This is a genomic window from Sedimentitalea arenosa (assembly GCF_016428585.1).
GTDB classification, from domain to species: Bacteria; Pseudomonadota; Alphaproteobacteria; order Rhodobacterales; family Rhodobacteraceae; genus Sedimentitalea; species Sedimentitalea arenosa.
Genome location: NZ_JAELVR010000005.1, coordinates 1 through 25,104 on the forward strand (window position 1 = coordinate 1; position 25,104 = coordinate 25,104).

At 63.1% G+C, this 25,104-nt stretch carries 24 protein-coding genes; 18 read left to right on the forward strand and 6 right to left on the reverse strand.

The window, feature by feature from the left end:
- Positions 1–141 precede the first annotated feature (141 nt).
- On the reverse strand, positions 142–2,238 hold the full coding sequence (locus JF290_RS08140) for a 4Fe-4S binding protein (protein WP_199024363.1): 2,097 nt from the start codon (positions 2,236–2,238) through the stop codon (positions 142–144).
- A 144-nt stretch (positions 2,239–2,382) separates the two neighbouring features.
- Here JF290_RS08140 and pqqA point away from each other — a divergent pair, with 144 nt between their 5' ends.
- Genes pqqA through pqqE form a run of 5 tightly spaced genes read left to right on the forward strand, consistent with a single transcriptional unit; the run spans position 2,383 to position 5,522 of the window.
- Complete coding sequence (pqqA, locus tag JF290_RS08145) at positions 2,383–2,490, forward strand: pyrroloquinoline quinone precursor peptide PqqA (protein WP_199024364.1); 108 nt, start codon at positions 2,383–2,385, stop codon at positions 2,488–2,490.
- 32 nt (positions 2,491–2,522) lie between these two features.
- Positions 2,523–3,410 carry a pyrroloquinoline quinone biosynthesis protein PqqB gene (pqqB, locus tag JF290_RS08150; RefSeq protein WP_199024365.1) on the forward strand — a complete coding sequence of 296 codons (888 nt, stop codon included), beginning with the start codon at positions 2,523–2,525 and terminating at the stop codon, positions 3,408–3,410.
- On the forward strand, positions 3,407–4,135 hold the full coding sequence (gene pqqC, locus JF290_RS08155; protein ID WP_199024366.1) for a pyrroloquinoline-quinone synthase PqqC: 729 nt from the start codon (positions 3,407–3,409) through the stop codon (positions 4,133–4,135). The genes pqqB and pqqC overlap by 4 nt, the downstream gene beginning before the upstream one ends.
- Complete coding sequence (pqqD, locus tag JF290_RS08160) at positions 4,132–4,419, forward strand: pyrroloquinoline quinone biosynthesis peptide chaperone PqqD (protein ID WP_199024367.1); 288 nt, start codon at positions 4,132–4,134, stop codon at positions 4,417–4,419. The genes pqqC and pqqD overlap by 4 nt, the downstream gene beginning before the upstream one ends.
- Complete coding sequence (pqqE, locus tag JF290_RS08165; protein WP_199024368.1) at positions 4,416–5,522, forward strand: pyrroloquinoline quinone biosynthesis protein PqqE; 1,107 nt, start codon at positions 4,416–4,418, stop codon at positions 5,520–5,522. Before pqqD ends, pqqE begins: the two co-directional genes overlap by 4 nt.
- A 40-nt stretch (positions 5,523–5,562) precedes the next feature.
- On the opposite strand, the gene JF290_RS08170 is transcribed toward pqqE, so the two are convergent.
- The 5 genes from JF290_RS08170 to miaA form a co-directional block, all read right to left on the reverse strand.
- Positions 5,563–7,647, reverse strand: coding sequence for a dipeptide ABC transporter ATP-binding protein (locus JF290_RS08170; RefSeq protein WP_199024369.1), 2,085 nt, complete (start codon positions 7,645–7,647; stop codon positions 5,563–5,565).
- Positions 7,648–7,745: 98 nt separating this feature from the next.
- Positions 7,746–8,939, reverse strand: a complete 1,194-nt coding sequence (locus tag JF290_RS08175) for an ABC transporter permease (protein ID WP_199024370.1) — start codon at positions 8,937–8,939, stop codon at positions 7,746–7,748.
- 12 nt (positions 8,940–8,951) lie between these two features.
- Positions 8,952–10,004, reverse strand: coding sequence for an ABC transporter permease (locus tag JF290_RS08180; RefSeq protein ID WP_199024371.1), 1,053 nt, complete (start codon positions 10,002–10,004; stop codon positions 8,952–8,954).
- A gap of 103 nt (positions 10,005–10,107) precedes the next feature.
- Positions 10,108–11,772 (reverse strand): ABC transporter substrate-binding protein, encoded by a 1,665-nt coding sequence (locus JF290_RS08185; protein ID WP_199024372.1) that lies wholly within the window; start codon positions 11,770–11,772, stop codon positions 10,108–10,110.
- Positions 11,773–12,048: 276 nt separating this feature from the next.
- Positions 12,049–12,915, reverse strand: a complete 867-nt coding sequence (gene miaA / locus JF290_RS08190; protein ID WP_199024373.1) for a tRNA (adenosine(37)-N6)-dimethylallyltransferase MiaA — start codon at positions 12,913–12,915, stop codon at positions 12,049–12,051.
- A 146-nt stretch (positions 12,916–13,061) separates the two neighbouring features.
- Here miaA and pyrH point away from each other — a divergent pair, with 146 nt between their 5' ends.
- The 13 genes from pyrH (at position 13,062) to lpxB (ending at position 25,085) form a co-directional block, all read left to right on the forward strand.
- Complete coding sequence (pyrH, locus tag JF290_RS08195; protein ID WP_199024374.1) at positions 13,062–13,811, forward strand: UMP kinase; 750 nt, start codon at positions 13,062–13,064, stop codon at positions 13,809–13,811.
- 48 nt (positions 13,812–13,859) lie between these two features.
- A complete protein-coding gene (frr, locus tag JF290_RS08200) occupies positions 13,860–14,423 on the forward strand; it encodes a ribosome recycling factor (RefSeq protein ID WP_199024375.1) in 564 nt (187 codons plus the stop codon).
- 6 nt (positions 14,424–14,429) lie between these two features.
- Positions 14,430–15,164, forward strand: coding sequence for an undecaprenyl pyrophosphate synthase (gene uppS / locus JF290_RS08205; RefSeq protein ID WP_199024376.1), 735 nt, complete (start codon positions 14,430–14,432; stop codon positions 15,162–15,164).
- Positions 15,161–15,952, forward strand: a complete 792-nt coding sequence (locus JF290_RS08210; RefSeq protein WP_199024377.1) for a phosphatidate cytidylyltransferase — start codon at positions 15,161–15,163, stop codon at positions 15,950–15,952. Before uppS ends, JF290_RS08210 begins: the two co-directional genes overlap by 4 nt.
- A complete protein-coding gene (dxr, locus tag JF290_RS08215) occupies positions 15,952–17,124 on the forward strand; it encodes a 1-deoxy-D-xylulose-5-phosphate reductoisomerase (RefSeq protein WP_199024378.1) in 1,173 nt (390 codons plus the stop codon). The genes JF290_RS08210 and dxr overlap by 1 nt, the downstream gene beginning before the upstream one ends.
- Before the next feature lie 4 nt (positions 17,125–17,128).
- Positions 17,129–18,478 (forward strand): RIP metalloprotease RseP, encoded by a 1,350-nt coding sequence (rseP, locus tag JF290_RS08220; protein ID WP_199024379.1) that lies wholly within the window; start codon positions 17,129–17,131, stop codon positions 18,476–18,478.
- Positions 18,479–18,567: 89 nt separating this feature from the next.
- The gene (locus JF290_RS19690; protein ID WP_255625607.1) at positions 18,568–18,693 is read left to right on the forward strand and encodes a hypothetical protein; all 126 of its coding nucleotides are present in this window, start codon (positions 18,568–18,570) and stop codon (positions 18,691–18,693) included.
- 129 nt (positions 18,694–18,822) lie between these two features.
- Positions 18,823–21,237 carry an outer membrane protein assembly factor BamA gene (gene bamA, locus JF290_RS08225; RefSeq protein WP_199024635.1) on the forward strand — a complete coding sequence of 805 codons (2,415 nt, stop codon included), beginning with the start codon at positions 18,823–18,825 and terminating at the stop codon, positions 21,235–21,237.
- Between the two features lie 36 nt (positions 21,238–21,273).
- Positions 21,274–21,804, forward strand: coding sequence for an OmpH/Skp family outer membrane protein (locus JF290_RS08230; RefSeq protein WP_199024380.1), 531 nt, complete (start codon positions 21,274–21,276; stop codon positions 21,802–21,804).
- A 68-nt stretch (positions 21,805–21,872) separates the two neighbouring features.
- Positions 21,873–22,337: a 3-hydroxyacyl-ACP dehydratase FabZ gene (gene fabZ, locus JF290_RS08235; protein WP_199024381.1), complete on the forward strand. Its 465-nt coding sequence runs from the start codon at positions 21,873–21,875 to the stop codon at positions 22,335–22,337.
- A gap of 5 nt (positions 22,338–22,342) precedes the next feature.
- Positions 22,343–23,128, forward strand: a complete 786-nt coding sequence (lpxA, locus tag JF290_RS08240) for an acyl-ACP--UDP-N-acetylglucosamine O-acyltransferase (protein ID WP_199024382.1) — start codon at positions 22,343–22,345, stop codon at positions 23,126–23,128.
- 2 nt (positions 23,129–23,130) lie between these two features.
- Positions 23,131–23,928, forward strand: coding sequence for an LpxI family protein (locus tag JF290_RS08245; RefSeq protein WP_199024383.1), 798 nt, complete (start codon positions 23,131–23,133; stop codon positions 23,926–23,928).
- Complete coding sequence (gene lpxB, locus JF290_RS08250) at positions 23,928–25,085, forward strand: lipid-A-disaccharide synthase (protein ID WP_233155218.1); 1,158 nt, start codon at positions 23,928–23,930, stop codon at positions 25,083–25,085. Before JF290_RS08245 ends, lpxB begins: the two co-directional genes overlap by 1 nt.
- The last annotated feature ends 19 nt before the right edge of the window (positions 25,086–25,104 follow it).

Consider the following 25,104-nt stretch of genomic DNA (forward strand, 5'->3'; position numbering starts at 1 on the left):
CTCACCGGCCTCGCCATCGCGCCCGACACCATGATCGCCGACCTGCACGGCACCAAGGACTACCGCGCACATATCGTCAAAGTCATGACACAACGCGCCGTCAAAAATATCTCGTGAGCGCGGCGTGCACCGCGGCCGCGTTCAGGACGCGGCCGTTTGGGTGCGGGAAGAAGAAGATGGTCGCTGGGGCGCGCGTGATTTCAGCACCAGCGGCACGCACCGTGTCGGGTCATCGTGGATGCTGACGCAATCGAGGCACTGGAAGCATTCGGAGTACTGGATGCGTCCGCTCGGCTCGATCGCCCCATAGCTGCATTTAACACGGCAAAGCTGGCAGGGTGAGCCGCATTCCTTGCGGCGTGCGATCCAGTCGCGGCCCCGCAGAAGGCCGCCGATCGCCATCACCGCGCCCAAGGGGCAGACATAGCGGCAGAACCCCTTGAACAGAACCATGCCAGCGATCAGCCAGGCAGCGGCATAGGCGACGTAGTACCAGTCGCGCAGGAACAGCGTGGTCACGGCGGTCTTGAAGGGCTCGATCTCGGCCACCGTGTCGACGTGATCGGGTGCGACGAACACGGTTGCGATCATGCCCGCCAGCAGGATGTACTTTACCCATTTCAGACGCTTGTCCCAGCGCCGCGAGGGGTCGTAGCGCGGCAGGCGCAGCAATCGGCCGAGATGGTGGGTGAATTCCTGCATCGCGCCAAAGGGGCAGAGCCAGCCGCAGAACAGCCCCCGGCCCCACAGGATGAAGCCCGCGATCGTGACCACCCAGATCAGCAAGGAAAACGGATCGTAGAGCAGGAAAGCGAGACTGCCACCCTCGACCGCGCTGCGCAGAACGCCCAGAACCGTCACGATCGAGAGCTGGCCCTGGCCCCACCAGCCGACGAAGCAGATGACTAGTGCGAGGACCGCCAGACGAACGGGCGTGAACATGCGCAGCGCGGCAAGCGCGTTCGTGCGCAAGAGCAGAACTGTCACCAGTATCGACAGACCGACGGCGAGAAGGATCAGGTCGCTGCGGCGTTCCATGAGCGCGGATCGCCAGGGCGGCGCGGCGACGACCGGCGCGGGCCGGGTGAAAAAGCGGGCTGGCGTGCTGTGGTTGAGGGCCAGCGCCACACTGCCGCTCTGCGGCTGGAACACGCCGTGCTCGCGCACCGCCTGCACCGTGAGCGTCCACTCCGAGGCCGGATCGAAGCCGAGTCGCCTGTCGGTGCGCAGGATCAGGGCGGTACCGTCGGGTACGCCCTCGGCGAGACCGAAGAACAGATCGGCGTCACGCAGCGCGATCGGGAACCCACCCTGTTCGGCCGACAACAACCCCGGCGCCGTGTTGCGCACGAAATCCGGCCCTACCAGGCCATGACGGGCGGTTTCGATGACGAGAATCGGTTCGTCATGCTCCGAGATCGCCAGGAAATTGCGGAGTTCCGTGAAACCTTCGTCGTCGAGCACCGCGCGCGCGATCGACTGAGGCCCGATATCCACGACCCAGAGATCGAGATAGGGTGCATCCGGGTCGGCCCGGGCATCCGGGTCGTCATCCTCCCAGAGCGTACCGGAAAAGGCGGCGTCGACCTCGCTATTGGCGACAAGAAGGCGCGAGGCAATCCCCTGCTCGACGAGATCCTCCCAGGTCAGGGTTTCGCGATGGTCCGGGTCTGGAAAGGCGGGCGGCTGCAGCGACAAGCCCTGCATCTTGTCTCGCGCCACGGCAAGTGCTGCGCCCATGATCGACTCATGCGCGATTCGGACCGAGGCCGTCGCTTTCGTGACCCCGTCGAGATAGACCAGAGACGAGCCGCCGCTGCTGTCGCCATAGGGCGTGCCGACGACGATGGATGAAGTAATCGACAGCCCGGCATATTGTTCGAAGAACTCGCGCAAGGGGGCCTCGCCGAGGCCCGAGACGAAGATCGGTTCGTTCTGTTCGATCAGGCGCACGTCAAGAAACTGTCCGTCCGGATCAAGCAGAACCAGCATGTTGATCGGCGCGCCCGAAAACCCCGGCAGCGGCGCAAGCGGTTCGGTTTCAAACACATAGCCGGCATCTATCTGCCCGATGTTGAGCAGTTGGTAGACCCCGGTCTCGGTCAGCTTCTCGCCGAGCGTATAGGGCTGAGGCAGGACTGCCCCGAGATCGTCGCGCGTGAGCGGCTCTGCCAGCGCCGTCAGGCTGGCAAGGCAAAACAGCGCTGCAAACAGCAGACGGAGAACGTGCGCGATCATGTCGACACGCTAGAAAGCGGGCAGGATGCGGGAAATGCGACTTTGGTCGCGCAGATGTGTACCGGTTACGACCAAAGGATCATTGGTATTTTCGATACCGATCCAGTAACCTCCTCTCAATCGATCAGCCACTGGAGGTGAAAAATGGCTTGGACTGCTCCGAAACTGAAAGAAGTCAACTGCGGTATGGAGATCAACATGTATTCTCCGGCCGAAGACGAAGGTCGCGACTACGAACAGGACCTGTTCTGAATTGACCTGACCCCGGACGCGCGAGGCCCGAAATGAAGTTTCTTGTTTTGGGTGCTGCAGCCGGGGGCGGCTTGCCGCAGTGGAACTGCGGTTGCAGAAATTGCGAAGAGGCCCGCGCCGGAACAATCCCGGCGTCGGGCCAATCGTCTTTGGCGGTATCGACTGACGGCGTGACGTGGAGCATCCTCAACGCGTCTCCCGACATCCGTTTCCAGATGCAAGCGAACGCCGCCCTGCATCCACGACATCTGCGCGATACGCCCGTGGCGTCCGTTTTGCTCACCAATGGCGATATCGACCATATCGCTGGGTTGCTGAGCATGCGCGAGCAGACACCGTTCACAGTCTTTGCAACGAACGAGATTCTCTCGGTGCTCGAAGACAATCGGATCTTCGACGCGGTGTCGAAAGAGAAGGTCGCGCGCGAGCGGATCGGGCTGGGACAAGCGTTCGATCTGCACGACGGACTGCAAGCGCGGCTCTTCGCGGTGCCGGGCAAGGTGCCGCTCTTCATGGAAGGCGAGACTGTCCAGACCGATCTGGTCGGAGAGCAGACGGTCGGTGTGCGGCTGTGGGACGAACGCAGCATTGCCTATTACATCCCCGGCTGTGCCGTCGTGACGGACGAGTTGCTTGAGCAGATCGCCGACGCGGACCACCTGTTCTTCGACGGAACGGTGTGGGACGACGACGAGATGATCCGCAGCGGAACCGGGGTCAAGACCGGGCGTCGCATGGGCCATGTGCCGATCAGCGGGCCGGACGGGTCGCTCGAGCGGATGGCCGGGCTGCGCGCGGCCAAGACCTATATTCACATCAACAACACGAACCCGATCTGGCGACCTGACAGTTCCGAACGTGCGGCGGTTCTGGCCGCCGGATGGCAGGTGGCGCATGATGGGTTGGAGATCGCCACATGAGCCGGGAAAGCCTTGAGGAACGCCTGCGCGCCATCGGTGCCGAGCGCTATCATGACAAGCATCCGTTTCACGACAAGCTGCATGGCGGAGAATGCTCGCCTGACCAGGTGCGGGCCTGGGTGATAAATCGCTGGGCCTACCAGGCGGCGATCCCGATGAAGGACGCGGCCTTTCTGTCGCGCTGCACCGATCCGGACATGCGCCGCGCCTGGCGCAGCCGGATCGAGGATCACGACGGCGGCATCAACGAGGGCGGCGGGCTTCGCCGTTGGTTGAAACTGGCCGAAGCGGTTGGGCTTGATCCCGACTACGTCGCTTCGGGGCGCGGCGTGTTGCCGGCGACGCAGTTTGCGGTCGATGCCTACATCCGGTACGTCCGGGACATGCCGCTGCTTCAGGCCGTCGCCTCTTCTCTGACCGAGCTTTTCGCGCCGAGTATTCACGAGCGTCGCATAGAAGGGCTGCTCGAACATTACGATTTCGCCAACACCGAAAGCCTGTCCTATTTCAAGACGCGGTTGAGCCAGGCGCCCAAGGATGTCGCCTATGGCCTCGAATGGGTCCTGAGCCACGCGGACACGCCCGAAAAGGAGGACATGGCCTGCGAGGCGCTGACCTTCAAGACCAACGTGCTGTGGGCGCAGCTCGATGCGTTGTGGGGCGCCTATGTCGAGCCCGCGCGCATACCACCGGGTGCCTGGCGCCCGGGAGAGGGGATGGCATGACGCTCGAACTCGCTCCGACGGACAAACCGATCCTGCCCCGCGGTGTTCGGGTGCATCAGGATCGCGTACGGGGCGGCAAGGTTCTGCTTGCGCCTGAAAAGGCCATCACGCTTGATCCGATCGGTGAAGCCATCCTGAGCCGTGTCACCGGCACAGCCAGTTTCGAAGAGATCGTCGCGGACCTTGCAAGCACCTATGACGCGCCGGTCGAGCAGATTGCCAAGGATGTTCAGCGCTTCCTCGTCAGCCTGCGGGCCCGTCTCTACCTGCAGGTCGCATCATGAGAGCGCCTCCCCCCATTGCGATGCTGGCCGAACTGACGCATCGCTGTCCGCTGTCCTGCCCCTATTGCTCCAACCCGCTCGAACTGCAGGGCAAGGAGCGTGAGCTCGACACCGAAACCTGGGCCGACGTGTTCCACCAGGCTGCCCATCTCGGGGTGCTGCAACTGCATGTTTCCGGTGGCGAACCGGCCTCGCGACCCGACTTGGTCGCGTTGGTGCAGGCGGCGCATGACGCGGGTCTCTACACCAACCTGATCACCAGCGGTATCGGCCTGACGCCAAAACGGCTCGACGCGTTGGAGGGGGCGGGACTGGATCACATTCAGCTGTCGATGCAGGGTACGACTGCGGCGCTGGCCGACAGGATCGGCGGGTATCGCGGCGGGTTCGACCGCAAGATGACCATCGCGGAAGAGATCAAGCGCCGGGGCATCCCGCTCACCCTGAACGCGGTGATGCACCGCCACAATCTCGATGATCTGGATGCGACGATCGATCTTGCAGTGGCCCTTGGCGCGCGACGGCTCGAAGTGGCCTGCGTGCAGTTCCATGGCTGGGCCGTGCGTAATCGCGGCATGCTGCTGCCGACCCGCGAGCAGACCGAAGCCACGAAACGCACGGTCGCCGAAGCGTCACAGCGCCTGCGCGGGATTCTGGCCTTCGATTTCGTTCCGCCCGACTACTACGCTGACTATCCCAAGGCGTGCATGGGCGGTTGGGGCAGCGCCGGGTTGAACGTGACACCGGATGGCACCGTTCTGCCCTGTCACGCGGCCGAGAGTATTCCGCACCTGACCTTCCAGTCTGTGCGCGACACGTCGCTTTCCGAAATCTGGTATGACAGCGCGGCCTTCAACGCCTATCGCGGCACCGACTGGATGCCCGAACCCTGCCAGAGCTGCGAGCGGCGCGATATCGATTTCGGCGGGTGTCGCTGTCAGGCGATGATGCTGGCGGGCGACGCGGCGGTCACCGATCCGGTCTGCCGCAAATCGCCGGATCACGACGCGGTATTGCGCCTCCTGGAGGAGTCCGCCGGCGAACCCGCGGATGGCGACTTCGTCTATCGCGCCTTTCCGGGCCGGCCCGCCAAGGCCGTCTGAGCGATACTTGGCTCCGGGAACGACGGAAATCGCGACGGAATCATTCCGCCGCGATCTTGATCACCGGTTCCATCTCGGCCAGCTTCTCGTCACTGAGATGGCATTTCACCTGATGATCCCCGGCAAGCATCCGCATCGGCGGGACCTCGGTCTCGCACAGGTTGCCGGGAACCTCTGATTTCCACCGGCACCGGGTCTGGAACGGACATCCCGGCGGCGGGTTCATGGCCGACGGAATATCGCCCTCGAGCACGATATGCTTCTTCTCGACCGAGGTATCCGCGATCGGCACCGCGGACAGAAGCGCTTCGGTATAAGGATGATAGGGTGGGCTGAAGACCTGGTCGGTGGTGCCCAACTCCACGACGTGACCAAGATACATGACCATCACGCGATCGCTGAGGTATCGCACGATCGACAGGTCGTGGCTGATGAAGAGAAGGGTCGTCTTCTCCTTGCGCTGAATCTCCATCAACAGATCGGTGACCGCGGCCTGAACGCTCACGTCCAGCGCCGAAACCGGCTCGTCCGCCACCACGATGCGGGCACCGCCAGCAAAGGCGCGCGCGATCCCGACGCGTTGTTTCTGCCCGCCCGACAATTGCCGCGGCATTCGGTCGGCGAAGGCGCGGGGCAGTTTGACGAGGTCGAGCAGGTCGAGCATCCGTGCCCGCCTTTCCGCCTCGCTGTTGCCGATACCAAAGATCTCGAGCGCGCGGATGATCTGGCGCCCGACCGTCATCGACGGATTCAGCGTGTCGAACGGGTTCTGGAACACCATCTGGATGTCGGACACCGTTTTCGTGTCCCGCCCTTCGATCGGGATCTGCTCGATGTTGCGGTTGTCCAGCAGGATCTGACCGTCGGTGGCGGTCTCTAGCCCCATCAGGACCTTGGCGAAGGTCGACTTGCCGCAGCCGGATTCCCCCACGATGGCGAGGGTTTCGGATTCCCGCGCCTCGAAGGACAACGTCTCGTTGGCCTTGACCACCTTCTTGTTGCCGCCGCCAAAGATCGCGTTGGCGGCGACTTCGTAGTACTTCTTGAGGTTGTCGATCTTCAGGACCACGTCGCCGATCTCGCCCTTCTGCTTGACATCTGCCAGTTGCATCGGGGCCGCCCAGTCGATTTCCCGGAACTTGAGACAACGCGTATGATGTCGGTCATTCCCCGGCACCGGCTCCATCGCAATATCGCCCTGATCGCAGCGCCCGGCCTCGAAATAGTCGCAGCGCGGACCAAAATTGCACCCCTTGGGACGCTCATGGGGCAGGGGGAAATTGCCCGGAATAGCCACCAGCGGCCGGGTGTTCTTGTCGGCCCCCGGCAACGGAATGGATCGGAACAACGCCTGCGTATAGGGGTGCTGCATCTCGTCGAAGACGTCCTCGATGCTGCCCCGTTCGACCGCTTCGCCGGAATACATCACGCAGATCCGGTCGCAGGTTTCCAGCACCAGCCCCAGGTTGTGCGAGATGAACAGCATCGAGGTGCCGTATTTCTTGCCGAGGTCCTTGACCAGTTCGACCACAGCTGCCTCGACCGTCACGTCCAGCGCCGTGGTCGGTTCATCGAGGATGAGCAGCGACGGCTCCGACATCAGCGCCATGGCGATGACGATACGCTGCTGCTGCCCGCCCGACAGCTGGTGCGGAAAACTGTTCAGGATGCGCTTGGGGTCGGGCAGTTTCACATCCGTCACGACCTGAAGCGCGCGCTGATAAGCATCCTTCTCGCTCATGCCCTGATGGATCATCGGCACTTCCATCAGCTGCTTTGCGATCTTCATCGCCGGGTTCAGCGAAGCCATCGGCTCCTGGTAGATCATCGCGATCTCGCTGCCCCGGATGTCGCGCAGTTCGTCATCGTTCATCGCGCCCAGATCGCGTCCCTTGAACTTGATCGACCCACCGACAATGCGTCCGTTCTTGCCGAGATCCTGCATCACTCCCAGGGCCACGGTCGACTTGCCGCAGCCGGATTCCCCGACCAGCCCCACCGCCTCGCCGGGTTGCACCGTGACCGAGAAATCCATCACCGCCGGAATTTCGCGCAACCGCGTGAAGAAGGAGATCGACAGCTTGTCGATTTCCAGGATCGGTCCGTCGAAGTCCCATTTGCTCATCCGTGATCTCCCTGCTGGGCCGTGAAACCTTGCCGGCTTCATCTTTGTCCAAATACTCCGGGGGTCCGGGGGCTGGCCCCCCGGTCCCGCCAGCCGCGTCAATCCTTCAACGATTCCTCGCGCAGTCCGTCGGCCAGCAGGTTCAATCCCAGAACCAGGCTCAGAAGCGCGAAGGCCGGTGGCAGGGCAGGGTGCAGGTAGATCGACAGCAGCTTGCGCCCCTCGTTGATCGTCGATCCCCAGTCCGGGCTCTCGGGCGGCAAACCCAGCCCGAAGAACCCGAGTGTGCCCAGAAGGATCGTCGTATAACCGATGCGCAGACAGAAATCGACGATCAGCGGCCCGCGCGCGTTGGGCAGGATTTCCCAGAGCATGATGTACCAGGGGCCTTCGCCGCGGGTTTGGGCGGCAGCGACATAATCCCGGGTCTTGATGTCCATTGCAAGCCCGCGCACGATCCGGAAGACGGTGGGCGAGTTGACGAACACCACCGACACGAAGACCACGAGGATTCCGCCCGGGATGTCGAAGATGTCCAGCACGCCGGGCAGGATCGAGACCGCCGAACCGACTTCCGAGATCAGCGACAGATATAGCCAGAGCATCACGCCCAGGACCACGATCAGCAGCGGCGTGCGGAACGTCGGCTGCGTGTAGTAGCGCGAATTCAGCAGCACCCCGACGAAGACGATGGGGAATACGAAGAGCACCGTCGCCATGTAGTTCGGTACCCCGGTCGCCACGATCTCGGGCGTCACCAGGAGGTAGAACAGCAGGATGACCGGAAAGGCGAGGATGAGATTGGCGAGGAAGGACAGGAAGGTATCCAGCCGGCCACCATAATAGCCAGCCGGCAGGCCCAACGTGATCCCGACCATGAAGGCGAAGAGCGTCGCCAGGGGCGCGATCTGGACCACCACCCAGGCGCCCTTGACCATGCGGCTGAACACGTCACGCGCCAGGTTGTCGCCGCCCAGCAGGTACCAGGCGTATTGGCCGTCCTCGGCACTTGGCAACGGTGTGCCCGGCACCTTGTTCTTCATGCCGGATATCTGCGCCAGCGGGTCGTGCGTGACGATCAGGTCCAGTGCGCCGAAGACGCCGGTGAAAACCCAGAACATCACGAGGCCGAAGCCGATCATGCCGATCGGGCTGTCAAACAGCTTGCCGTAGAGCCCCAACCGGCGCTTGAAGGCGATCGAAACGGCGAAGAGGACGATCAAAGCGATCCAGACCGACGTGAACTGATAGATCACCCGCGTGATGATTTCGACTGTCGTAAGAGGTTCCATCTTCCGTCTCCCTCACGAAATGCGGATGCGCGGATTCAGATAGACGTAGCCGATATCCGATATCAGCTGGGTCACCAGAACCACGATCACCGAGACCACCGAGACCGCCAGCAGCAGTTCGATGTCGTTGTTGCCGGCCGCCTGCACCAGCGTCCAGCCGAAGCCCTTGTAGTTGAACAGAGTCTCGACGATCACCACCCCATTCAGAAGCCACGGAAACTGCAGCATGATGACGGTGAAAGGCGCGATCAGCGCGTTGCGCAAGGCGTGCTTCAGAACGATGTTGGGGAAGCTGACCCCTTTCAGCCGCGCGGTGCGGATGTACTGCGCCGTCATCACCTCGGTCATGCTGGCCCGCGTCATTCGCGCGATATAGCCCATTCCGTAGAGCGAGATCGTCAGCACCGGCAGGAAGAAATTCTCGAAATTCGCGTTCTCCATCGCCGAGGTCGCGGTTCCCTTGAACCATTTCAGCCCAACGGCCGAGGAGGCGAAGACCGCGATGAAGATGACGCCCGATACGTATTCGGGCGTCGCGGTCGTGATGATTGAGAATGTCGAGAGCGTCCGGTCCGTGACCGAACCTTCGCGCATGCCCGCAAGAACGCCGACCAGAAGGGCAGAGGGGATCATCAGCACCAGAACCCAGAACATCAGCTTGCCGGTCAGTCCCAGCCGGGTCGCGATGATCGTGGATACGTCGTCCTTGAACACCGTCGAATAGCCCCAGTCACCTTGCAGGATGCCACAGAAGCGGGGGGCGTCTGCCGCCGTGGCGGCATCGGCGGTGCCATCGATGCACCGTCCGGTGACACCGTCCTCGGTCTCCAGTGTCCAGCCCGGCAGCACGCCCAGCCATTGTCCGTATTTGACGGGCAGGGGCTGCATGTAGCCTTCCTTGGTCAGCCAGCTGATCACCGCTTCGTCGGACATCCGAAAGTTGCCCTGGGTTTTCGCCAGCTTTTCGAGATTGGGGAAGAGGTTGGTCAGAAAGAACACGATGAATGTCAGGCACAGCGCCGTCAGAATCATCACGCCGGATCTGCGCAGTATGAAGAGTCCCATGATGTCCCCTGTGGTCAGGATGCGCGCGGTCCCTGTCGGACCTTGTCGTTACTTGGGTCTGCACGAAGCGCGCCGGTCATGGCGCGCTTCGCGAGAGGGTGCGTCAGGCCGCGAAACCCCATTTGTAGTGATGGTGTTCGAACGCGATATGCATGTCCGTGCCGACAAGCCCTTCGCGCATGTGGCGATATAGCGAGCGCCAATAGGGCTGCACCGTGACGCCTTCCTCCTGGATCAGAGCTTCCATCTTCGCCATGACCTCGCGGCGCTGGTCCGCATCCGCCAGTTTCAGAGCATCCGCCAGAAGCGCGTCGAACTCCGCATTCTCCCAGCCGAACTCGTTCCAGGCTTCGCCCGACTTGTAGGCCAGTGCGTGGATCTGAACCCCAAGCGGGCGGTGGTTCCAGTTGGTCGCGCTGAACGGATACTTGGTCCAGTCGTTCCAGAAAGTCGAGCCGGGCAGAACCGTCCGTTTGACCTTGAAGCCGGCGTCGCGCAGCTGGGCAGCGACGGCGTCGCAGGTGTTCTTGCGCCAGTCGTCGTCGATCGACATCAGCTCATGCTCGAAATCGAGCATGCCCGCTTCCTCCATGAGCGCCTTGGCCGCGGCCGGGTCCACTTGCTGCGGCGGCAGTTCGGCGTATTCCGGGTGCATCGGCGCGACGTGGTGGTTTTCGGCCGGCCGGCCCAGGTTCGAATAGCCGAGCTCGAGACAGACCGCGTTGTCCACCGCCATCTGTATCGCCTGACGGACGCGCTTGTCCGCGTAGGGGCGCATGCCGTTCACCTCGGCCAACTGGTTGGGACGGACCACGATGGTCGAGGCGGTCGGGATCTCGGACTTCACGAAACCCAGCCCGTCGAGCACCTCGATGAATTCGCCCACGCTTTCGTGGAGCATGTCCACCTCTTCGGATTCCAGCGCCGCCATCCAGGCGGAGGGGTCGGTTCCGAAATCGATATACTCGATCCTGTCGAGATATGGACCGCCATAGACCTCGGTGCCCCACCATGTGTGATCCGTGTTGCGCTCCAGCGTGCATTTCACTCCGACTTCAAGCTCGGTCAACAGGTAGGGGCCGGTGCCCACGTTCTGGGTGAAATCATCGTTCTGGTAGGTGCTGTGCACGATCGCAGCCGGATAGTCCGACATGCCCGCGATCAGCGAGATGTCCGAGGTCGGCAGGTTGAGCCGCACGGTGTGGTCGTCGACCACCTCGATTGCGCCGTCCATCGCCTTGCCGGTCGACTCGTCGATCATGGTAGCGAAGCGCCCGGCCATCGAGTTGCCCTCGGCGTCTTTCTCGCACCAGCGTTCAATATTGCGCACGACATCTTCGGCCGTGAAATCATCGCCGTTGTTCCATTTGACTCCCTGGCGCAGATTCAGCGTGTACTGGGTCGCGTCTTCGTTGATCTCCCAGCTTTCCAGCAGCATGCCGCGGAAGCTGCCGTCGGAATTGTATTCGACGAGGTATTCCAACGTGCCCCGTGTCTGGTTGCCCATTTCCGACCAGTCGTAGGTGCGCGGATCCTTGAGCGGTCGCACGCTCATCTGTACCCGCAGCACACCTCCGTCCTGAGCGCTCGCCTGCGCCTGCGCGGGAGCGGGCAGTCCGATCAGACCATAGGCCGCCGAGGCCGTCAGGCCCAGCGATGTGGCGCGGGTCAGGAATTCGCGGCGGCTGAGTTTGCCCTCGTTGTATTCCCGGGCGTGCATCTTGGCTGCCCAGTGCACCGGTTTTTGGTCGAGTGTTGGTTCTGTCATCGCAGTCTCCCTGGTGTTGTCTTTCGCGGAGCCGACATGTGCCTACCATCGCAACATCCGGCGTGCCGTTTTCCGTCTTGGCGAAATTTTATGACTCCCTGCCGGGTATTCCGCACGACTTGCCCCTGTCCGTCAATCGCCGCAGGCATCAATAAATGTAAAAAAGCGACGCCAACCCTGCCTGAAAGCGACATTGTTTCGTGCGGTCGGCAACCGAACCTCGCGATGGGGCCGGGCGCGCGCGATATCGGTCTTGGATGAGCGGTTGATAGCAGATCAATTCCGCGGGTCGATCCACGTCCATGTTGCCATCTTCGATCTGAACCACGTGCGCTGGCGTTTGGCGAATTGCCGGGTCGAGACGGTCACCGCCTCTCGGGCCTCGTCGAGCGTGAGATCCCCGGTCAGGTGGGCCAGCAACTGGGGCACGCCGATCGCCTTGAAGGCGGGCAGAGAAGGGTCGGCGCGGTCCTGCATCGCGCGCACTTCGTCAAGGGCGCCTTCGGCGAGCATGCGGTCGAAGCGCTGCGTGATGCGCTCCAGAAGCCAATCCCGCAGAGCGTCGATGACCAGGGTTTCCGCATCGGCGGCGCGCAGCAGCGGGGCCGGCGTGTCGTCCTGCCAATCGGCCAGCGCGCGACCGGTCGCGATCTGCACCTCGAAGGCACGTTGCACGCGTGCCCTGTTCTTCTGGTCGAGACGCGCGCGCGTCCGGCCGTCGAGGCGGGCAAGCATCTCCTCCAGCGGCACCCCATCCGCCTCTGTGCGGATATGGGGCGGTGTGGCCGGGATTTCGGCAATACCCTGTGTCAGAGCGGAGAAATAGAGACCTGTGCCCCCGACGATGATCGGCCGTTCCGGCCCGGACAGCAAAGGTGCCACGTCGCGCAGCCAATGGCCGGCGGAATAGGTCACGGACCACGGCACATGCCCGTAAAGCGAATGCGGCGCGCGGCCTTCCTCTTGGGCCGAAGGACGGGCGGTCACGATCCGCCAACAATCATAGATCTGGCTCGCATCCGCGTTGATGATCCGTCCGCCGCCCTGTTCGGCGATTGACAGCGCAAGGGCGGATTTACCCGACGCGGTCGGGCCTGCGATCAGAACCGGGCGATCGGGCGGAATGGCTGAAAGATCGAGCATCAAAGCCGCTTATGCCATGGCGGCGAACGGGATCAAGCGCTTCGCCGCGCATGGGGGCTGCAGAAACCGTGCGCGGCGCATTGAACCCGGCAGAGATTTCCTCCATTTTGCGTGCGAATGACCCTGGCGGTGCAGCGGAGCGCGACATGACATCTTCCCCACAGACTGACACTCCCTCCGCGCCTGATACCACCTACAAGCGCGTCATGCTGAAGATTTCCGGCGAAGCGCTGATGGGCGATCAGGGCTTCGGGCTGCATCCGCCGACGGTCCAGCGGATCGCCGAAGAGGTCAAGTCGGTGCACGATCTGGGTGTCGAAATCTGCATGGTGATCGGCGGCGGCAACATCTTTCGTGGCCTGCAGGGCTCTGCCCAGGGGATGGAGCGCACCACGGCGGATTACATGGGCATGCTGGCCACGGTGATGAACGCACTGGCGATGCAGTCGGCGCTCGAAGCGCTGGACATCCACACCCGTGTCATCAGCGCCATCACCATGAACGAGGTCGCCGAACCTTACATTCGCCGTCGCGCGGTGCGCCATCTCGAGAAGAAACGCGTCTGTGTGTTCGCCGCCGGCACCGGCAATCCCTATTTCACGACCGATACCGCCGCGACCCTGCGCGCCAACGAGATGAAATGCGAGGCGATCTTCAAGGGAACGAAGGTGGACGGTGTCTATGACAAGGATCCCGCCAAGCACGCGGACGCCAAGCGTTACGACACCGTGAGCTATGACGACGTCCTTGCAAAGCGACTGGGCGTCATGGATGCCTCGGCCATTGCGCTGGCGCGCGACAACAACCTGCCGATCATCGTCTTTTCGCTGGACGAGCCGGGCGGGTTCCGGGGCATCCTCGCCGGACGCGGCACCTATACAAAGGTCCACGGCTAGGGCTATAGAGCGTCAAACCACAGACAGCCAAGACGGGAAAGAGCGGACATGTCGGACGATTTCATGCTGGACACGGATGACCTGAAGCGCCGGATGGAAGGGGCGATCGCCTCTCTGCGCACCGAATTCGCGTCGTTGCGCACCGGGCGCGCCAGCGCCTCGATGCTAGAACCGGTCATGGTCGACGCCTACGGCCAGAAGACACCGATCAACCAGGTCGGCACGGTGAACGTGCCCGAGCCTCGGATGGTCACGATCAACGTCTGGGACAAGGGCTTGGTTGGCAAGGTCGAAAAAGCTATTCGGGAGAGCGGGTTGGGGATCAATCCTCAACTAAATGGCACGATCATCATGCTGCCGATTCCCGAGCTGAACGAGGAACGCCGCCGCGAGTTGACCAAGGTGGCGGGCCAGTATGCCGAACACGCCCGGGTCGCGATCCGCAACATCCGCCGCGACGGCATGGACCAGATCAAGAAGGCCAAGGCAGACGGCCTGTCCGAGGACGACCAGAAATTCTGGGAGAACGAGGTGCAGGAACTGACCGACAAGCTGATCGCCAGCGTCGACGCGCAGCTGGAAACGAAGCAAGCCGAAATCATGCAGGTGTGACGGCAGGTGAGGGCCCTCGTTCCGGATACCGCGCCTGACGGCGGACCTCACCATGTCGCGATCATCATGGATGGCAACGGGCGATGGGCGCAGGCTCGCGGACGTCCGCGTCTCTTCGGCCATCATGCCGGGGCACGCAGGGTGCGCGAGGTGGTCGAAGCCTGTCCGGATCTCGGGATCAAGTACCTGACCATCTTCGCGTTTTCGACCGAGAACTGGAAACGCACCCAGGTCGAGGTGGCCGGCCTGATGAGCCTCTTTCGTCGTTACATCTCGAAGGAAACGCGCGCTCTGGATGCCCGCGGCGTGCGGGTCCGATTCATCGGTGACCGGGTGCGGCTGGACGCCAAGCTGATCGGTCTGATGGACCAGTTGGAAGAACAGACGCGCCACAACGACAGCGTACACCTGACCATCGCCCTGAACTATGGCGGCCGCGACGAGGTGGCCCGCGCCACGAAGCGCCTTGCAGAGGACGTGGCGGATGGGCGTCTCGACCCCGCCGATGTCGACGAGGAAACCCTGCCGCGCTATCTCGACACGCATGTTCTGCCGGATCCCGACCTCGTGATCCGCACCAGCGGCGAAGCGCGTATCTCGAACTTTCTGCTCTGGCAGTCGGCCTATGCGGAGTACGAGTTCATCGACACGCTCTGGCCCGATTTCACCGCCGAGGAATTGCGCCGGCTCTGCACCAGCTACGGGGCACGCGACAGACGTTTCGGGGCAGTTCCGGCATGAGCGCGTCGGGGCGCTGGTCCGACCTGGCGGCCCGCGTCGGCTCTGCCGTCGTCATGGTCGCCATCGGGCTCGCTGCCGTGATCGCCGGGGCGGATGTTTTTCATGCTTTCATCGCCATCGTCTGCGGCGTCATGGTCTGGGAACTGGTGCGCATGTTGTCGGGGCAGGGCGGTGCACTTGCCGTCGGCCTCGCGCTTCTGACGGCCGCGGCAGTGATGATCTCGATCTACCTTCCGGCGGTATATGCGCTGCCGGTTCTGCTGATACCCGTCTTCGTCGGAATGGCCACGCTGCCCGAGCACAAGCTGGTCTATGGTGCTTTCGTGGCGCTGGTCTGCCTTGCCGGCTATGAAATGATGACGGTGCGCGACTTCTTTGGTCTGATCTGGATCTTCTGGTTGATCCTGATCGTGATCATGTCGGACGTTGCCGGGTATTTCGCCGGGCGCATCTTTGGTGGGCCGAAATTCTGGCCCCGCGTCAGCCCCAAGAAGACCTGGTCGGGCACCATCGCGGGCTGGGTCGGCGCCGCTTTCATCGGCCTCGGGTTCGCGCTCTATCTCGATGTGTCCATGACGCTGGTGCCATATTCGATGTTGGTGGCCTTCGCGGCACAGATGGGTGATATCGCCGAGAGCGCGGTCAAGCGGATGGTCGGGGTGAAAGACTCCTCGGCCCTGATCCCTGGCCATGGTGGTCTGCTCGACCGCTTCGACGGGATGCTGGGCGCCTCTTTCTTCGTCCTGCTGACCAGCGCAGCCCTGGGCCTGCCGCCCGTGGCCGGCTGATGCGGCGCGTTTCCATTCTGGGGGCGACCGGGTCGATCGGGCAGAACACGATCGACCTGATCGCACGCGAGCCCGACCGCTTTGACGTGGTTGCGCTGACCGGGGGAAGGAATGTCGAGCAGTTGGCGCGCGACGCCAGGGCTTTGCGGGCAGAGACGGCAGTCACCGCCTATCCCGACCGCCTGGATGACCTGCGAACGGCCCTCTCGGGCAGCGGTATCGAGGCCGCGGCAGGGCCGGCCGCCCTGCAGGACGCAGCCGCGCGCCCGGCGGATTGGGTCATGTCGGCCATCGTCGGTGCAGCCGGGCTGGCACCGGGTCTCGAAGCGCTGAAGCAGGGCGCGACGCTTGCCCTTGCCAACAAGGAGTCGCTGGTCTGCGCGGGTGCGATGGTGATGGAAACAGCCTGCCGGCACGGTGGCCGCATTCTGCCGGTGGACAGCGAACACTCTGCCGTCTTCCAGGCTCTGATCGGCGAGGAGATGGAGTCGGTCGAACGCATCATCATCACCGCCAGCGGGGGCGCGTTTCGCGACTGGCCGCTGGAAGCGCTGAAGTCCGCAACACTGGATGAGGCATCGAGCCACCCGAACTGGGACATGGGTCAACGGATCACGATCGACAGCGCGTCCATGTTCAACAAGGCATTGGAACTTATTGAGACAAAGGAATATTTTGGCGTCTCGCCTGATCGGATCGAAGTGATCGTGCACCCCGAATCCCTGGTGCATGCCTTGGTGGGGTTCCGCGATGGCGCGTTGATGGCGCATGTTGGCCCGCCGGATATGCGCCACGCCATCGGCTTCGCGCTGAACTGGCCCGATCGGGCGGAGTTGCCGGTGCACCGGCTCGACCTGGCGCAGGTGGGCCAACTGAATTTCCGCGCCCCGGACGATCTGCGCTATCCGGCCTTGCGCCTTGCGCGCAACGTCATGCAGCGCGGCGGTTTGGCCGGCGCGGTGTTCAACGCCGCCAAGGAGCGGGCGCTGGACATGTTCATCGCGGGAGAGGTTGGATTCCTCGACATGGCTATCATCGTCGAGGAGGTCCTGACCCGATTTGAGGCCGAACCCGGCCTTATTGATGCCGAAATGACACTTGAAACGGTCATGCAAACGGACCATCTGGCCAGAACATGGGCGGTTGAGGTCATGCAAGAGCGAGCAGGATAGAAGTTTGGACATCGTTTCCCTGATTCCCCAGTTTGGAGGGGTGCTCTACACGATCCTTGCGTTCGTCGTCGCGCTGTCGGTGATCGTGGCTGTCCACGAGTACGGTCACTACATCGTCGGGCGTTGGTCCGGCATTCACGCCGAAGTGTTCTCACTTGGTTTCGGACCGGTACTGTTCAGCCGGGTCGACAAGCGCGGCACACGCTGGCAGGTGGCGCTGCTGCCCTTCGGTGGCTACGTCAAGTTCTTGGGCGATGCCGATGCCGCCTCCGGCAAGGATGAGGACGCGATGGAGCGCGCCGCGACCGATCCGGCGGCGCTCAGGCGAACGATGCACGGGGCGCCGCTTTGGGCGCGCACGGCGACCGTGGCTGCGGGACCGATCTTCAACTTCATCATGTCCATCCTCGTCTTCAGCGCGATTTTCCTGTCGCGCGGCGTCGCCATGGACCCGCTGACCGTGGGCGAGACGCGCCCGTTGCCGGCCGGATTCCACGAATTGCGCCCGGGCGACGAGATACTCGGCATTGCCGGCGTCCCGACCCCGGACTTCGAGGATGGAGACGCTTGGGCGGCCTTTTCCGACGCGTTGCCGCAGCAGGCCGTGCTTGACTATTCCGTGCGCCGCGATGGGCGCGAGATGGTGGTCGAGGGACCTTACTTGCTGCCACCTTTCGTCGCCCAGGTCGCCCCGCGCAGTGCCGCGATGGATATCGAGTTGCGGCCCGGCGATGTCATCACAGCGATCGACGGCACCCCGATCTTTGCCTTCGAGCAGTTGAAGGAGGCGGTCGAATCCTCTGATGGTCGTGTTCTGCTGCTCGATGTCTGGCGCGAGGGCGAGACGCTCGAATTCGCACTGGCCCCCCGGCGCACGGATGAACCGCAGCCCGAGGGTGGTTTCGTAACTCACTGGCGGATCGGAATCGCGGGCGGCATGGCGTTCGAGCCGGCGACCGAAACCGCAGGCGTGGGCGAAGCCATTGTAGGTGGTCTGGAGCAGACGGGGCGCATCGTCACGAGTTCGCTGTCCGGCCTGTGGCACATGGTGACGGGCGCGATCAGCACCTGCAACATCTCCGGACCCATCGGCATTGCGGAAACCTCGGGCGCGATGGCGTCGCAGGGCGCGCAGAGCTTCATCTGGTTCATCGCGGTGCTGTCGACGGCGGTCGGGCTGTTGAACCTGTTTCCGATCCCGGCGCTGGATGGTGGCCACCTCGTCTTTTATGCGTACGAGGCCATTGCCGGAAAACCGCCCAGCGACCTTGCCCTGCGCGTCCTGATGGCGGCGGGCATCGCGATGATCCTGTCGCTGATGGTGTTCGCGGTCGGCAACGATCTGTTCTGCTGAGGGCTTCTCCCACAAGTGACCGCATGAGCGTCATGGACTTGCCACATTCGCAAGCCACGCATGGGATGTATCGAGAGGAGACCGGGCAGATGCACAGTTTTCAACGCACGTATCGCGGTTTCAGCCTCATGGTCGAGGTCAATTCCGATCGCATCCTGTTCCTAGGTGCGATCACCGGTGCCTTGCTCTTGGGCGCCTATCTGGGCGGGCTTTGAGCCGGTATCGGCGTCTCGGTCTTGCCGTTTGGACAGGTTGACCCCGCAGATGCGGGTTTGTGGTTTTGACATCACCTGCCAGACCCGATAATCAAATTTCCAATCGCCGCATCAACTGGGTTGGAACACATGATTTTGGGCAATGCCGCGGGAACATCTCGCTATGTAAGTCGATTTCCCGCCTATATGTTGTATCAGGCGCTCGCTTTCATTTTCCTATTCGTTGCAACGACTTCATTGGTCGTTCCGACCCCGGCGGCGGCGCAATCCTACACGTTCAACTCGGTGCAGGTGGAAGGCAACCAGCGTATCCAGACCTCGACGATCATTGCCTACACGGGAATCGAAGCCGGCAAATCGATCAGTGCCGGCGAACTGAACGCGGCCTATCAGCGGATCGTGGACAGTGGCGTTTTCGAAACAGTCGACCTGCAACCCCGTGGCAACACCCTGGTGATCCAGGTCGAGGAACGGCCCACGATCAACACGGTCAGCATCGAAGGCAACCGGCGGATCGATGACGAAGCGCTTCAGGGGTTCATCGAATCCAAATCGCGCCAGGTGTTCAATCCGGCCCGGGCCGAGGCCGATGCGGCGATCATCGCAGAAGCCTATTCGCAACAGGGCCGGATCGCGGCCACCGTGACGCCGCGCATCATCCGCCGTAGCGACAACCGGGTGGATCTCGTGTTCGAGATTTCCGAGGGCGACACGATCGAGGTCGAACGCATCAGCTTCGTGGGAAACCAGGTCTATTCCGATCGTCGCCTGCGCCGCGTCCTTCAGACGAAACAGGCCGGAATTCTGCGCAGCTTCATCCGCGCGGACACGCTGATCGAGGACAGGATCGAGTTCGACAAACAGGTGTTGCGCGACTTCTACCTGTCTCGCGGCTATGTCGATTTCCGTATTCTGGGCACCAATGTCGAACTGACCCAGGAACGCGACGGCTTCTTTCTCGTGATGAACGTGCAGGAAGGCCAGCAGTTCCGGTTTGGTTCGATCACCACCTCCAGCGAGATGAGCCAGGCCGATCCGGTCGTGTTTCAGGACGTTCTGCGTGTACGGCCGGGTGTCGTCTATTCACCGTCGTTGATCGAGAATTCGATTGCTCGCATGGAGCGGCTTGGGATCCAGCAGGGGATAGATTTCCTGAGGGTCGAACCGCGTATCACGCGCAATGATCGCGACCTGACGCTGGACGTCGAATTCGTGCTGACGCGTGGCCCACGGGTCTTCGTCGAACGCATCGATGTCGAAGGCAACACGACCACGCTCGACCGTGTGATCCGCCGCCAGTTCCGGATCGTCGAAGGCGACCCGTTCAACCCGCGCGAGATCCGCGAAAGCGCCGAACGTATCCGCGCGCTCGGGTTCTTTGCGACCGCCGATGTCGAGACGCGCGAAGGCTCGGCCCCGGACCAAGTAATCGTGGATGTCGATGTCGAGGAGCAACCGACAGGCTCGCTCAACCTCGGCGGCGCTTACTCGGTGACGGACGGCTTCGGGATCGCGATCGGCCTGACCGAGAACAACTTCCTGGGTCGCGGTCAACGCCTGTCCTTCAACATCTCTACCGCGCAGGAATCGGACGAATACATCTTGGGCTTCTCCGAACCCAACTTGCTGGGCCGAGACCTGCGGTTCGACATCGATCTGGGTGTGACGACGCGTTCGTCGAGCTTTGCAACCTACGATCTGGACCGGGCCTTCTTCCGCCCCGCGCTGAGCTTCCCGGTCAGTGAGAACGGGACCGTTCAGCTGCGCTACTCCTATGAAAACAGCGAAATGCTGTCTCGCGGCGAGGATTTCGACACTTCGACCAATCCCCCAACGCCATTGCCGACCAGTGGTGCCGTGATCACCAACGAGATCGCGCAGGGCAAGAAGACGAGCAGTTCCATCGGTCTGTCCTACAGCTATGACAGCCGCGTGACGGGCCTGAATCCGAATGCAGGCGTTCTCTTTCAGATCGGCGCGGATTTCGGCGGCGTCGGCGGTGACAGCGAATACATCAAGTCGTCGGCCAAGATCATTGCGCAGCAACGCGTGCTGAACGAAGAGGTCGTTCTGCGCGCGTCCTTCGAAGCTGGTGCGCTGAGTTGGCAAAGCGACCGGTCCAGCCGCTCGATCGACCGCTACATCCTGACCCCGGCGATCTTCCGCGGCTTTGAGCCGGCGGGTGTGGGCCCACGGGATCAGTCCAACGGCTTCGACGACGCCATTGGCGGCAATTATTACGCCGTCGCCCGACTCGAAGCGGAATTTCCCCTGGGCCTGCCCGAAGAGATCGGCCTGCGTGGCGGTGTGTTCTATGATGTCGGCAACCTGTGGGGTCTTGAAAATGTCGATACTGCCGGCGCCACCTGCGGCGGCGTTGTCGGCCCGTGCGGTGCGGACGGTTCGTGGCGTCACGTGGTCGGCGTCTCGCTGCTGTGGACGACCGCCTTCGGGCCGCTCCGCTTCAACTTCAGCAAGGCGCTGAAAAAGGAAGTCTTCGACAAGGAGCAGACCTTCGATCTGACCATTCAGGCGCGGTTCTGATCCTTGGTCGTGCGTCGGACGATCCGTTCCGTCGCGATGGCGTATCTTGCGCTCGTCTTGGGGGCCGGGACGGTGCCGGCACAGGAGCTGGGTCTTCCCGACAGCCCGATCCTGACGATCTCGTCCGAGCGCATGTATGCGGAATCCGCCTTCGGCAAACGTGTCGCACGCGAGATCGAGGACGGCAGCGCGACCCTCGCGGCCGAGAACCGCCGGATCGAGGAAGAACTGGGCGCAGAGGAAAAGCGCCTGACCGAACTCCGCCCGACGATGGATCCGGCCGAGTTCCGCGCGTTGGCCGATGAATTCGACCGCCGCGTGCAGACAGTACGCCGCGAACAGGACGCCAAGGCGCGCGCTCTCGTTCAGAGAAGCGAGGAGAAGCAGGTGGAGTTCCTGCGCGCTGCGCGCCCGATACTGGCCGAACTCATGCGCGAAAGCGGCGCGAGCGTCGTTCTTGAGCGCTCCAGCGTGTTTTTGAGTCAGACTGCGATCGACATGACCGACGTGGCGATCAGTCGTCTCGACAGTATTCTGGGCGAGGGACCGCCTGACGCGGACGAATAGCGCCGCTTGCCCAAGGCGACCCGGGTTGCTAGTCAGGTCCAACCCGAGCAAGTTCAGGACCCATCCCGATGAGCGACACCCTGCAAAGCGCTGATATCCATCTGATCCAGCGCATCCTTCCGCACCGCTATCCTTTCCTGCTTGTGGACAAGGTCGTCGATATCGACGGAACCTCCTCGGCACGTGGAATCAAGAACGTGACCATGAACGAACCGCATTTCCAGGGGCATTTCCCCGGCGCGCCGGTGATGCCCGGGGTCACCATCGTGGAGGCGATGGCGCAGACCGCGGGCGTCATGATCGGCGTCGGCGCCGACATGGCCGACCGTGATCTGCTGATCTATTTCATGGCCATCGACGGCTGCAAGTTCCGCCGCAAGGTGGTGCCGGGCGACGTTCTCGAGATGCACCTGACGACGCTTCGGGGACGGCCCGGCGGCAAGGTCTGGAAATTCGGCGGCAAGGCGACGGTGGAGGGCGAACTGGCTGCGGAAGCCGAGTTCTCGGCCATGATCGACCTGCCGAAGGATTGAGCTCGATGTCGGAGATTCATCCGTCGGCCCTGATCGAGCCGGGCGCCCGGATCGGCGAGGGATGCCGCATCGGTCCGTTCTGCGTCGTTGGGCCCCAGGTGGTGCTGGGCGACCGCGTCGAACTGCGCAGTCATGTGGTGGTCACGGGCCAGACCGAGGTCGGTGAGGACACGGTGATCTTTCCTTTCGCGGTGATCGGGGAAATCCCTCAGGACCTGAAGTTCCGGGGTGAAAACACGCAGCTCGTGATCGGCGCGCGCAATCGTATTCGCGAACATGTGACGATGAATTCGGGTACAGAAGGAGGCGGCGGCATCACACGTGTCGGCGACGACGGCTTGTTCATGGCCGGATGTCACATCGCTCATGATGCGCAGATCGGAGACCGCGTGATCGTGGTGAATGCGGCGGCAATCGCCGGCCATTGCGTTCTCGAAGATGACGTAATCGTCGGCGGTCTGTCCGGCGTGCATCAATGGGTACGCATCGGCAAGGGCGCGATCATCGGGGCCGTCACGATGGTGACCAACGACGTGATTCCCTACGGGTTGGTGCAGGCCCCGCGCGGCGAACTGCATGGGCTGAACCTCGTCGGTCTGAAACGGCGTGGCGTTCCTCGCGAGGAGATTTCGGCCCTGCGCGCCGCCTTCCGCAGTCTTGCAGAGGGCGAGGGTACGTTCAGCGACCGTGTGCGCGAACTCGGTGAGCAAACCGACAGTACCCATGTGCGCGAGCTCGTTGATTTCGTTCTGGGCGATACCGACCGCTCGTTCCTGACACCGGGGCGTTAAGCATGTTGGCTCTGATCGCCGGCACGGGCGGGCTGCCCGGAGAGCTCGTGCGCCATCTCGACGCCCGCCCCATCATCTGCGCGCTCGAGCAGTTTCCCCCCGAAGACCTCGCCGTCGACATGCCGTTCCGGCTCGAAACGTTCGGAACCTTGCTGGCGGCGCTTCGGGAGCGGGGTGTGAGCGAAATCTGCATGGCGGGGGCGATCCGCAGGCCCGACATCGATCCGTCCCTGATCGACAGTGCGACAGTGCCGCTTGTCCCGATTCTGCAGAAGGCGCTGCTTGCGGGGGATGACGGGGCGTTACGCGGTGTGATCGGCATTCTGGAACAGGCCGGAATCCGGGTGCGGGCGGCGCACCACCTGGCTCCGGACTTGCTGCCGCCAGCGGGATGCCGAACGACACGGCAGCCGGATGATCGCGCGCGCGCCGATGTGCGCCGCGCGGTCGAGGTCGTGTCGGCCATGTCAGCGGCCGACATCGGGCAGGCTTGCGCCGTCAAAGCGGGGCAGGCACTGGCCATCGAATCCATCTACGGCACCGACTGGATGCTCGCCACGCTCGCGCAGCGGCCCGATCCGGGTCAGGGCGGCGTGTTCTACAAGGCGCCCAAGTCCGACCAGGATCTGCGCGTAGACCTGCCGACAATCGGCCTAGGCACGATCCGCGCGGCGGCAGAGGCCGGTCTTGACGGGCTTGCCATTGCGGCTGGGGGTGTCATCATCCTGGATGAGGCCGCCGTGATCGCGGAATGCGATCGACTCGGCTTGTTCCTGTGGGTGTGCGAGCGGGACGGGTGATGCGCGTTTTTCTGATCGCCGGAGAACCGTCGGGAGACCGCTTGGGCGGCGCGCTCATGGCCGGGTTGAAAAGTCTTGTGCCCGCGGTGCAGTTTGACGGGATCGGCGGAGAGGAGATGCAGGCCAACGGACTGGTCAGCCGGTTTCCGATGGATGAACTCAGCGTCATGGGCATCGCCGAAGTGCTGCCGAAATACGCCCATCTCAAGCGGCGGATCCGCGAGACCGCACAGGCGGTGATCGACGCCGCGCCGGACGTCCTGATTACCATCGACAGCCCCGATTTTTGCTTGCGTGTCGCGGGACTGGTCAAGGTGGCGTCCTCGGTTCGAACGGTGCATTACGTGGCGCCGACTGTTTGGGCGTGGCGTCCCAATCGCGCAGCCAAGATGGCGCGCGTGATCGACCATGTTCTGGCGCTTTTTCCCTTTGAGCCCCCGCTGATGACCGCGGTGGGCATGGAGTGCGATTTCGTCGGTCATCCGGTCGTGGCCGAGCCGCAAGCCACGGACGCCGAGATCACCGCATTCCGATCCGCGTTCGGATTGGATGAGTCGCGCTTCGCGTTGGTGCTGCCGGGATCGCGCGCGGGTGAGGTCACGCGGCTGTCACCGGTCTTCGGACGTGCGCTTGCACGCCTCGCGCAAGCCCATCCGGACCTCAGGATCGTGGTGCCGGCCGCTGGCCCGGTGGCGGATCTCGTGCGCGCGCGTCTCGCCGATTGGCCGCCGAGCACCGTGGTGATCGATCCGCGCGATTTTGACCCCATGGTCGCGAGAGCGCACAAGCGCGCCGCGTTCCGCGCCGCCGAAGTCGCTCTTGCCGCGTCGGGCACCGTGTCGCTGGAGCTTGCCGCGGCGCAGACGCCGATGGTCGTGGCCTATCGTTTCAACTGGCTCAGCTGGCAGATCATCAGCCGCATGGCTCTGGTCGATACGGTGACGCTGGTCAATCTGGTCAGCGAGACCCGTGTGGTGCCGGAGTTCCTCGGCCCCGCTTGTCAGCCCGACAGCGTGGCCCAGGCCTTGGGCGAGGTGCTGGCCAATCCTGACGGACAGCTGGAGGCGATGGCGACCACCATGACGCGCCTCGGGCAGGGGGGCGACGCACCTGGCTTGCGGGCGGCCCGCGCGGTTCTGTCGCGCCTGTCCGGCTGAGCGATCGTGCAGGCGTGCG

What these genes read in the sequence shown, in the direction of transcription:
- JF290_RS08140 (WP_199024363.1), bottom strand. Translation starts at nt 2,238, where the DNA reads ATGATCGCGCACGTTCTCCGTCTGCTGTTTGCAGCGCTGTTTTGCCTT.
- pqqA (WP_199024364.1), top strand. Translation starts at nt 2,383, where the DNA reads ATGGCTTGGACTGCTCCGAAACTGAAAGAAGTCAACTGCGGTATGGAG.
- pqqB (WP_199024365.1), top strand. Translation starts at nt 2,523, where the DNA reads ATGAAGTTTCTTGTTTTGGGTGCTGCAGCCGGGGGCGGCTTGCCGCAG.
- pqqC (WP_199024366.1), top strand. Translation starts at nt 3,407, where the DNA reads ATGAGCCGGGAAAGCCTTGAGGAACGCCTGCGCGCCATCGGTGCCGAG.
- pqqD (WP_199024367.1), top strand. Translation starts at nt 4,132, where the DNA reads ATGACGCTCGAACTCGCTCCGACGGACAAACCGATCCTGCCCCGCGGT.
- pqqE (WP_199024368.1), top strand. Translation starts at nt 4,416, where the DNA reads ATGAGAGCGCCTCCCCCCATTGCGATGCTGGCCGAACTGACGCATCGC.
- JF290_RS08170 (WP_199024369.1), bottom strand. Translation starts at nt 7,647, where the DNA reads ATGAGCAAATGGGACTTCGACGGACCGATCCTGGAAATCGACAAGCTG.
- JF290_RS08175 (WP_199024370.1), bottom strand. Translation starts at nt 8,939, where the DNA reads ATGGAACCTCTTACGACAGTCGAAATCATCACGCGGGTGATCTATCAG.
- JF290_RS08180 (WP_199024371.1), bottom strand. Translation starts at nt 10,004, where the DNA reads ATGGGACTCTTCATACTGCGCAGATCCGGCGTGATGATTCTGACGGCG.
- JF290_RS08185 (WP_199024372.1), bottom strand. Translation starts at nt 11,772, where the DNA reads ATGACAGAACCAACACTCGACCAAAAACCGGTGCACTGGGCAGCCAAG.
- miaA (WP_199024373.1), bottom strand. Translation starts at nt 12,915, where the DNA reads ATGCTCGATCTTTCAGCCATTCCGCCCGATCGCCCGGTTCTGATCGCA.
- pyrH (WP_199024374.1), top strand. Translation starts at nt 13,062, where the DNA reads ATGACATCTTCCCCACAGACTGACACTCCCTCCGCGCCTGATACCACC.
- frr (WP_199024375.1), top strand. Translation starts at nt 13,860, where the DNA reads ATGTCGGACGATTTCATGCTGGACACGGATGACCTGAAGCGCCGGATG.
- JF290_RS08210 (WP_199024377.1), top strand. Translation starts at nt 15,161, where the DNA reads ATGAGCGCGTCGGGGCGCTGGTCCGACCTGGCGGCCCGCGTCGGCTCT.
- dxr (WP_199024378.1), top strand. Translation starts at nt 15,952, where the DNA reads ATGCGGCGCGTTTCCATTCTGGGGGCGACCGGGTCGATCGGGCAGAAC.
- JF290_RS19690 (WP_255625607.1), top strand. Translation starts at nt 18,568, where the DNA reads ATGCACAGTTTTCAACGCACGTATCGCGGTTTCAGCCTCATGGTCGAG.
- bamA (WP_199024635.1), top strand. Translation starts at nt 18,823, where the DNA reads ATGATTTTGGGCAATGCCGCGGGAACATCTCGCTATGTAAGTCGATTT.
- JF290_RS08230 (WP_199024380.1), top strand. Translation starts at nt 21,274, where the DNA reads ATGGCGTATCTTGCGCTCGTCTTGGGGGCCGGGACGGTGCCGGCACAG.
- fabZ (WP_199024381.1), top strand. Translation starts at nt 21,873, where the DNA reads ATGAGCGACACCCTGCAAAGCGCTGATATCCATCTGATCCAGCGCATC.
- lpxA (WP_199024382.1), top strand. Translation starts at nt 22,343, where the DNA reads ATGTCGGAGATTCATCCGTCGGCCCTGATCGAGCCGGGCGCCCGGATC.
- JF290_RS08245 (WP_199024383.1), top strand. Translation starts at nt 23,131, where the DNA reads ATGTTGGCTCTGATCGCCGGCACGGGCGGGCTGCCCGGAGAGCTCGTG.
- lpxB (WP_233155218.1), top strand. Translation starts at nt 23,928, where the DNA reads ATGCGCGTTTTTCTGATCGCCGGAGAACCGTCGGGAGACCGCTTGGGC.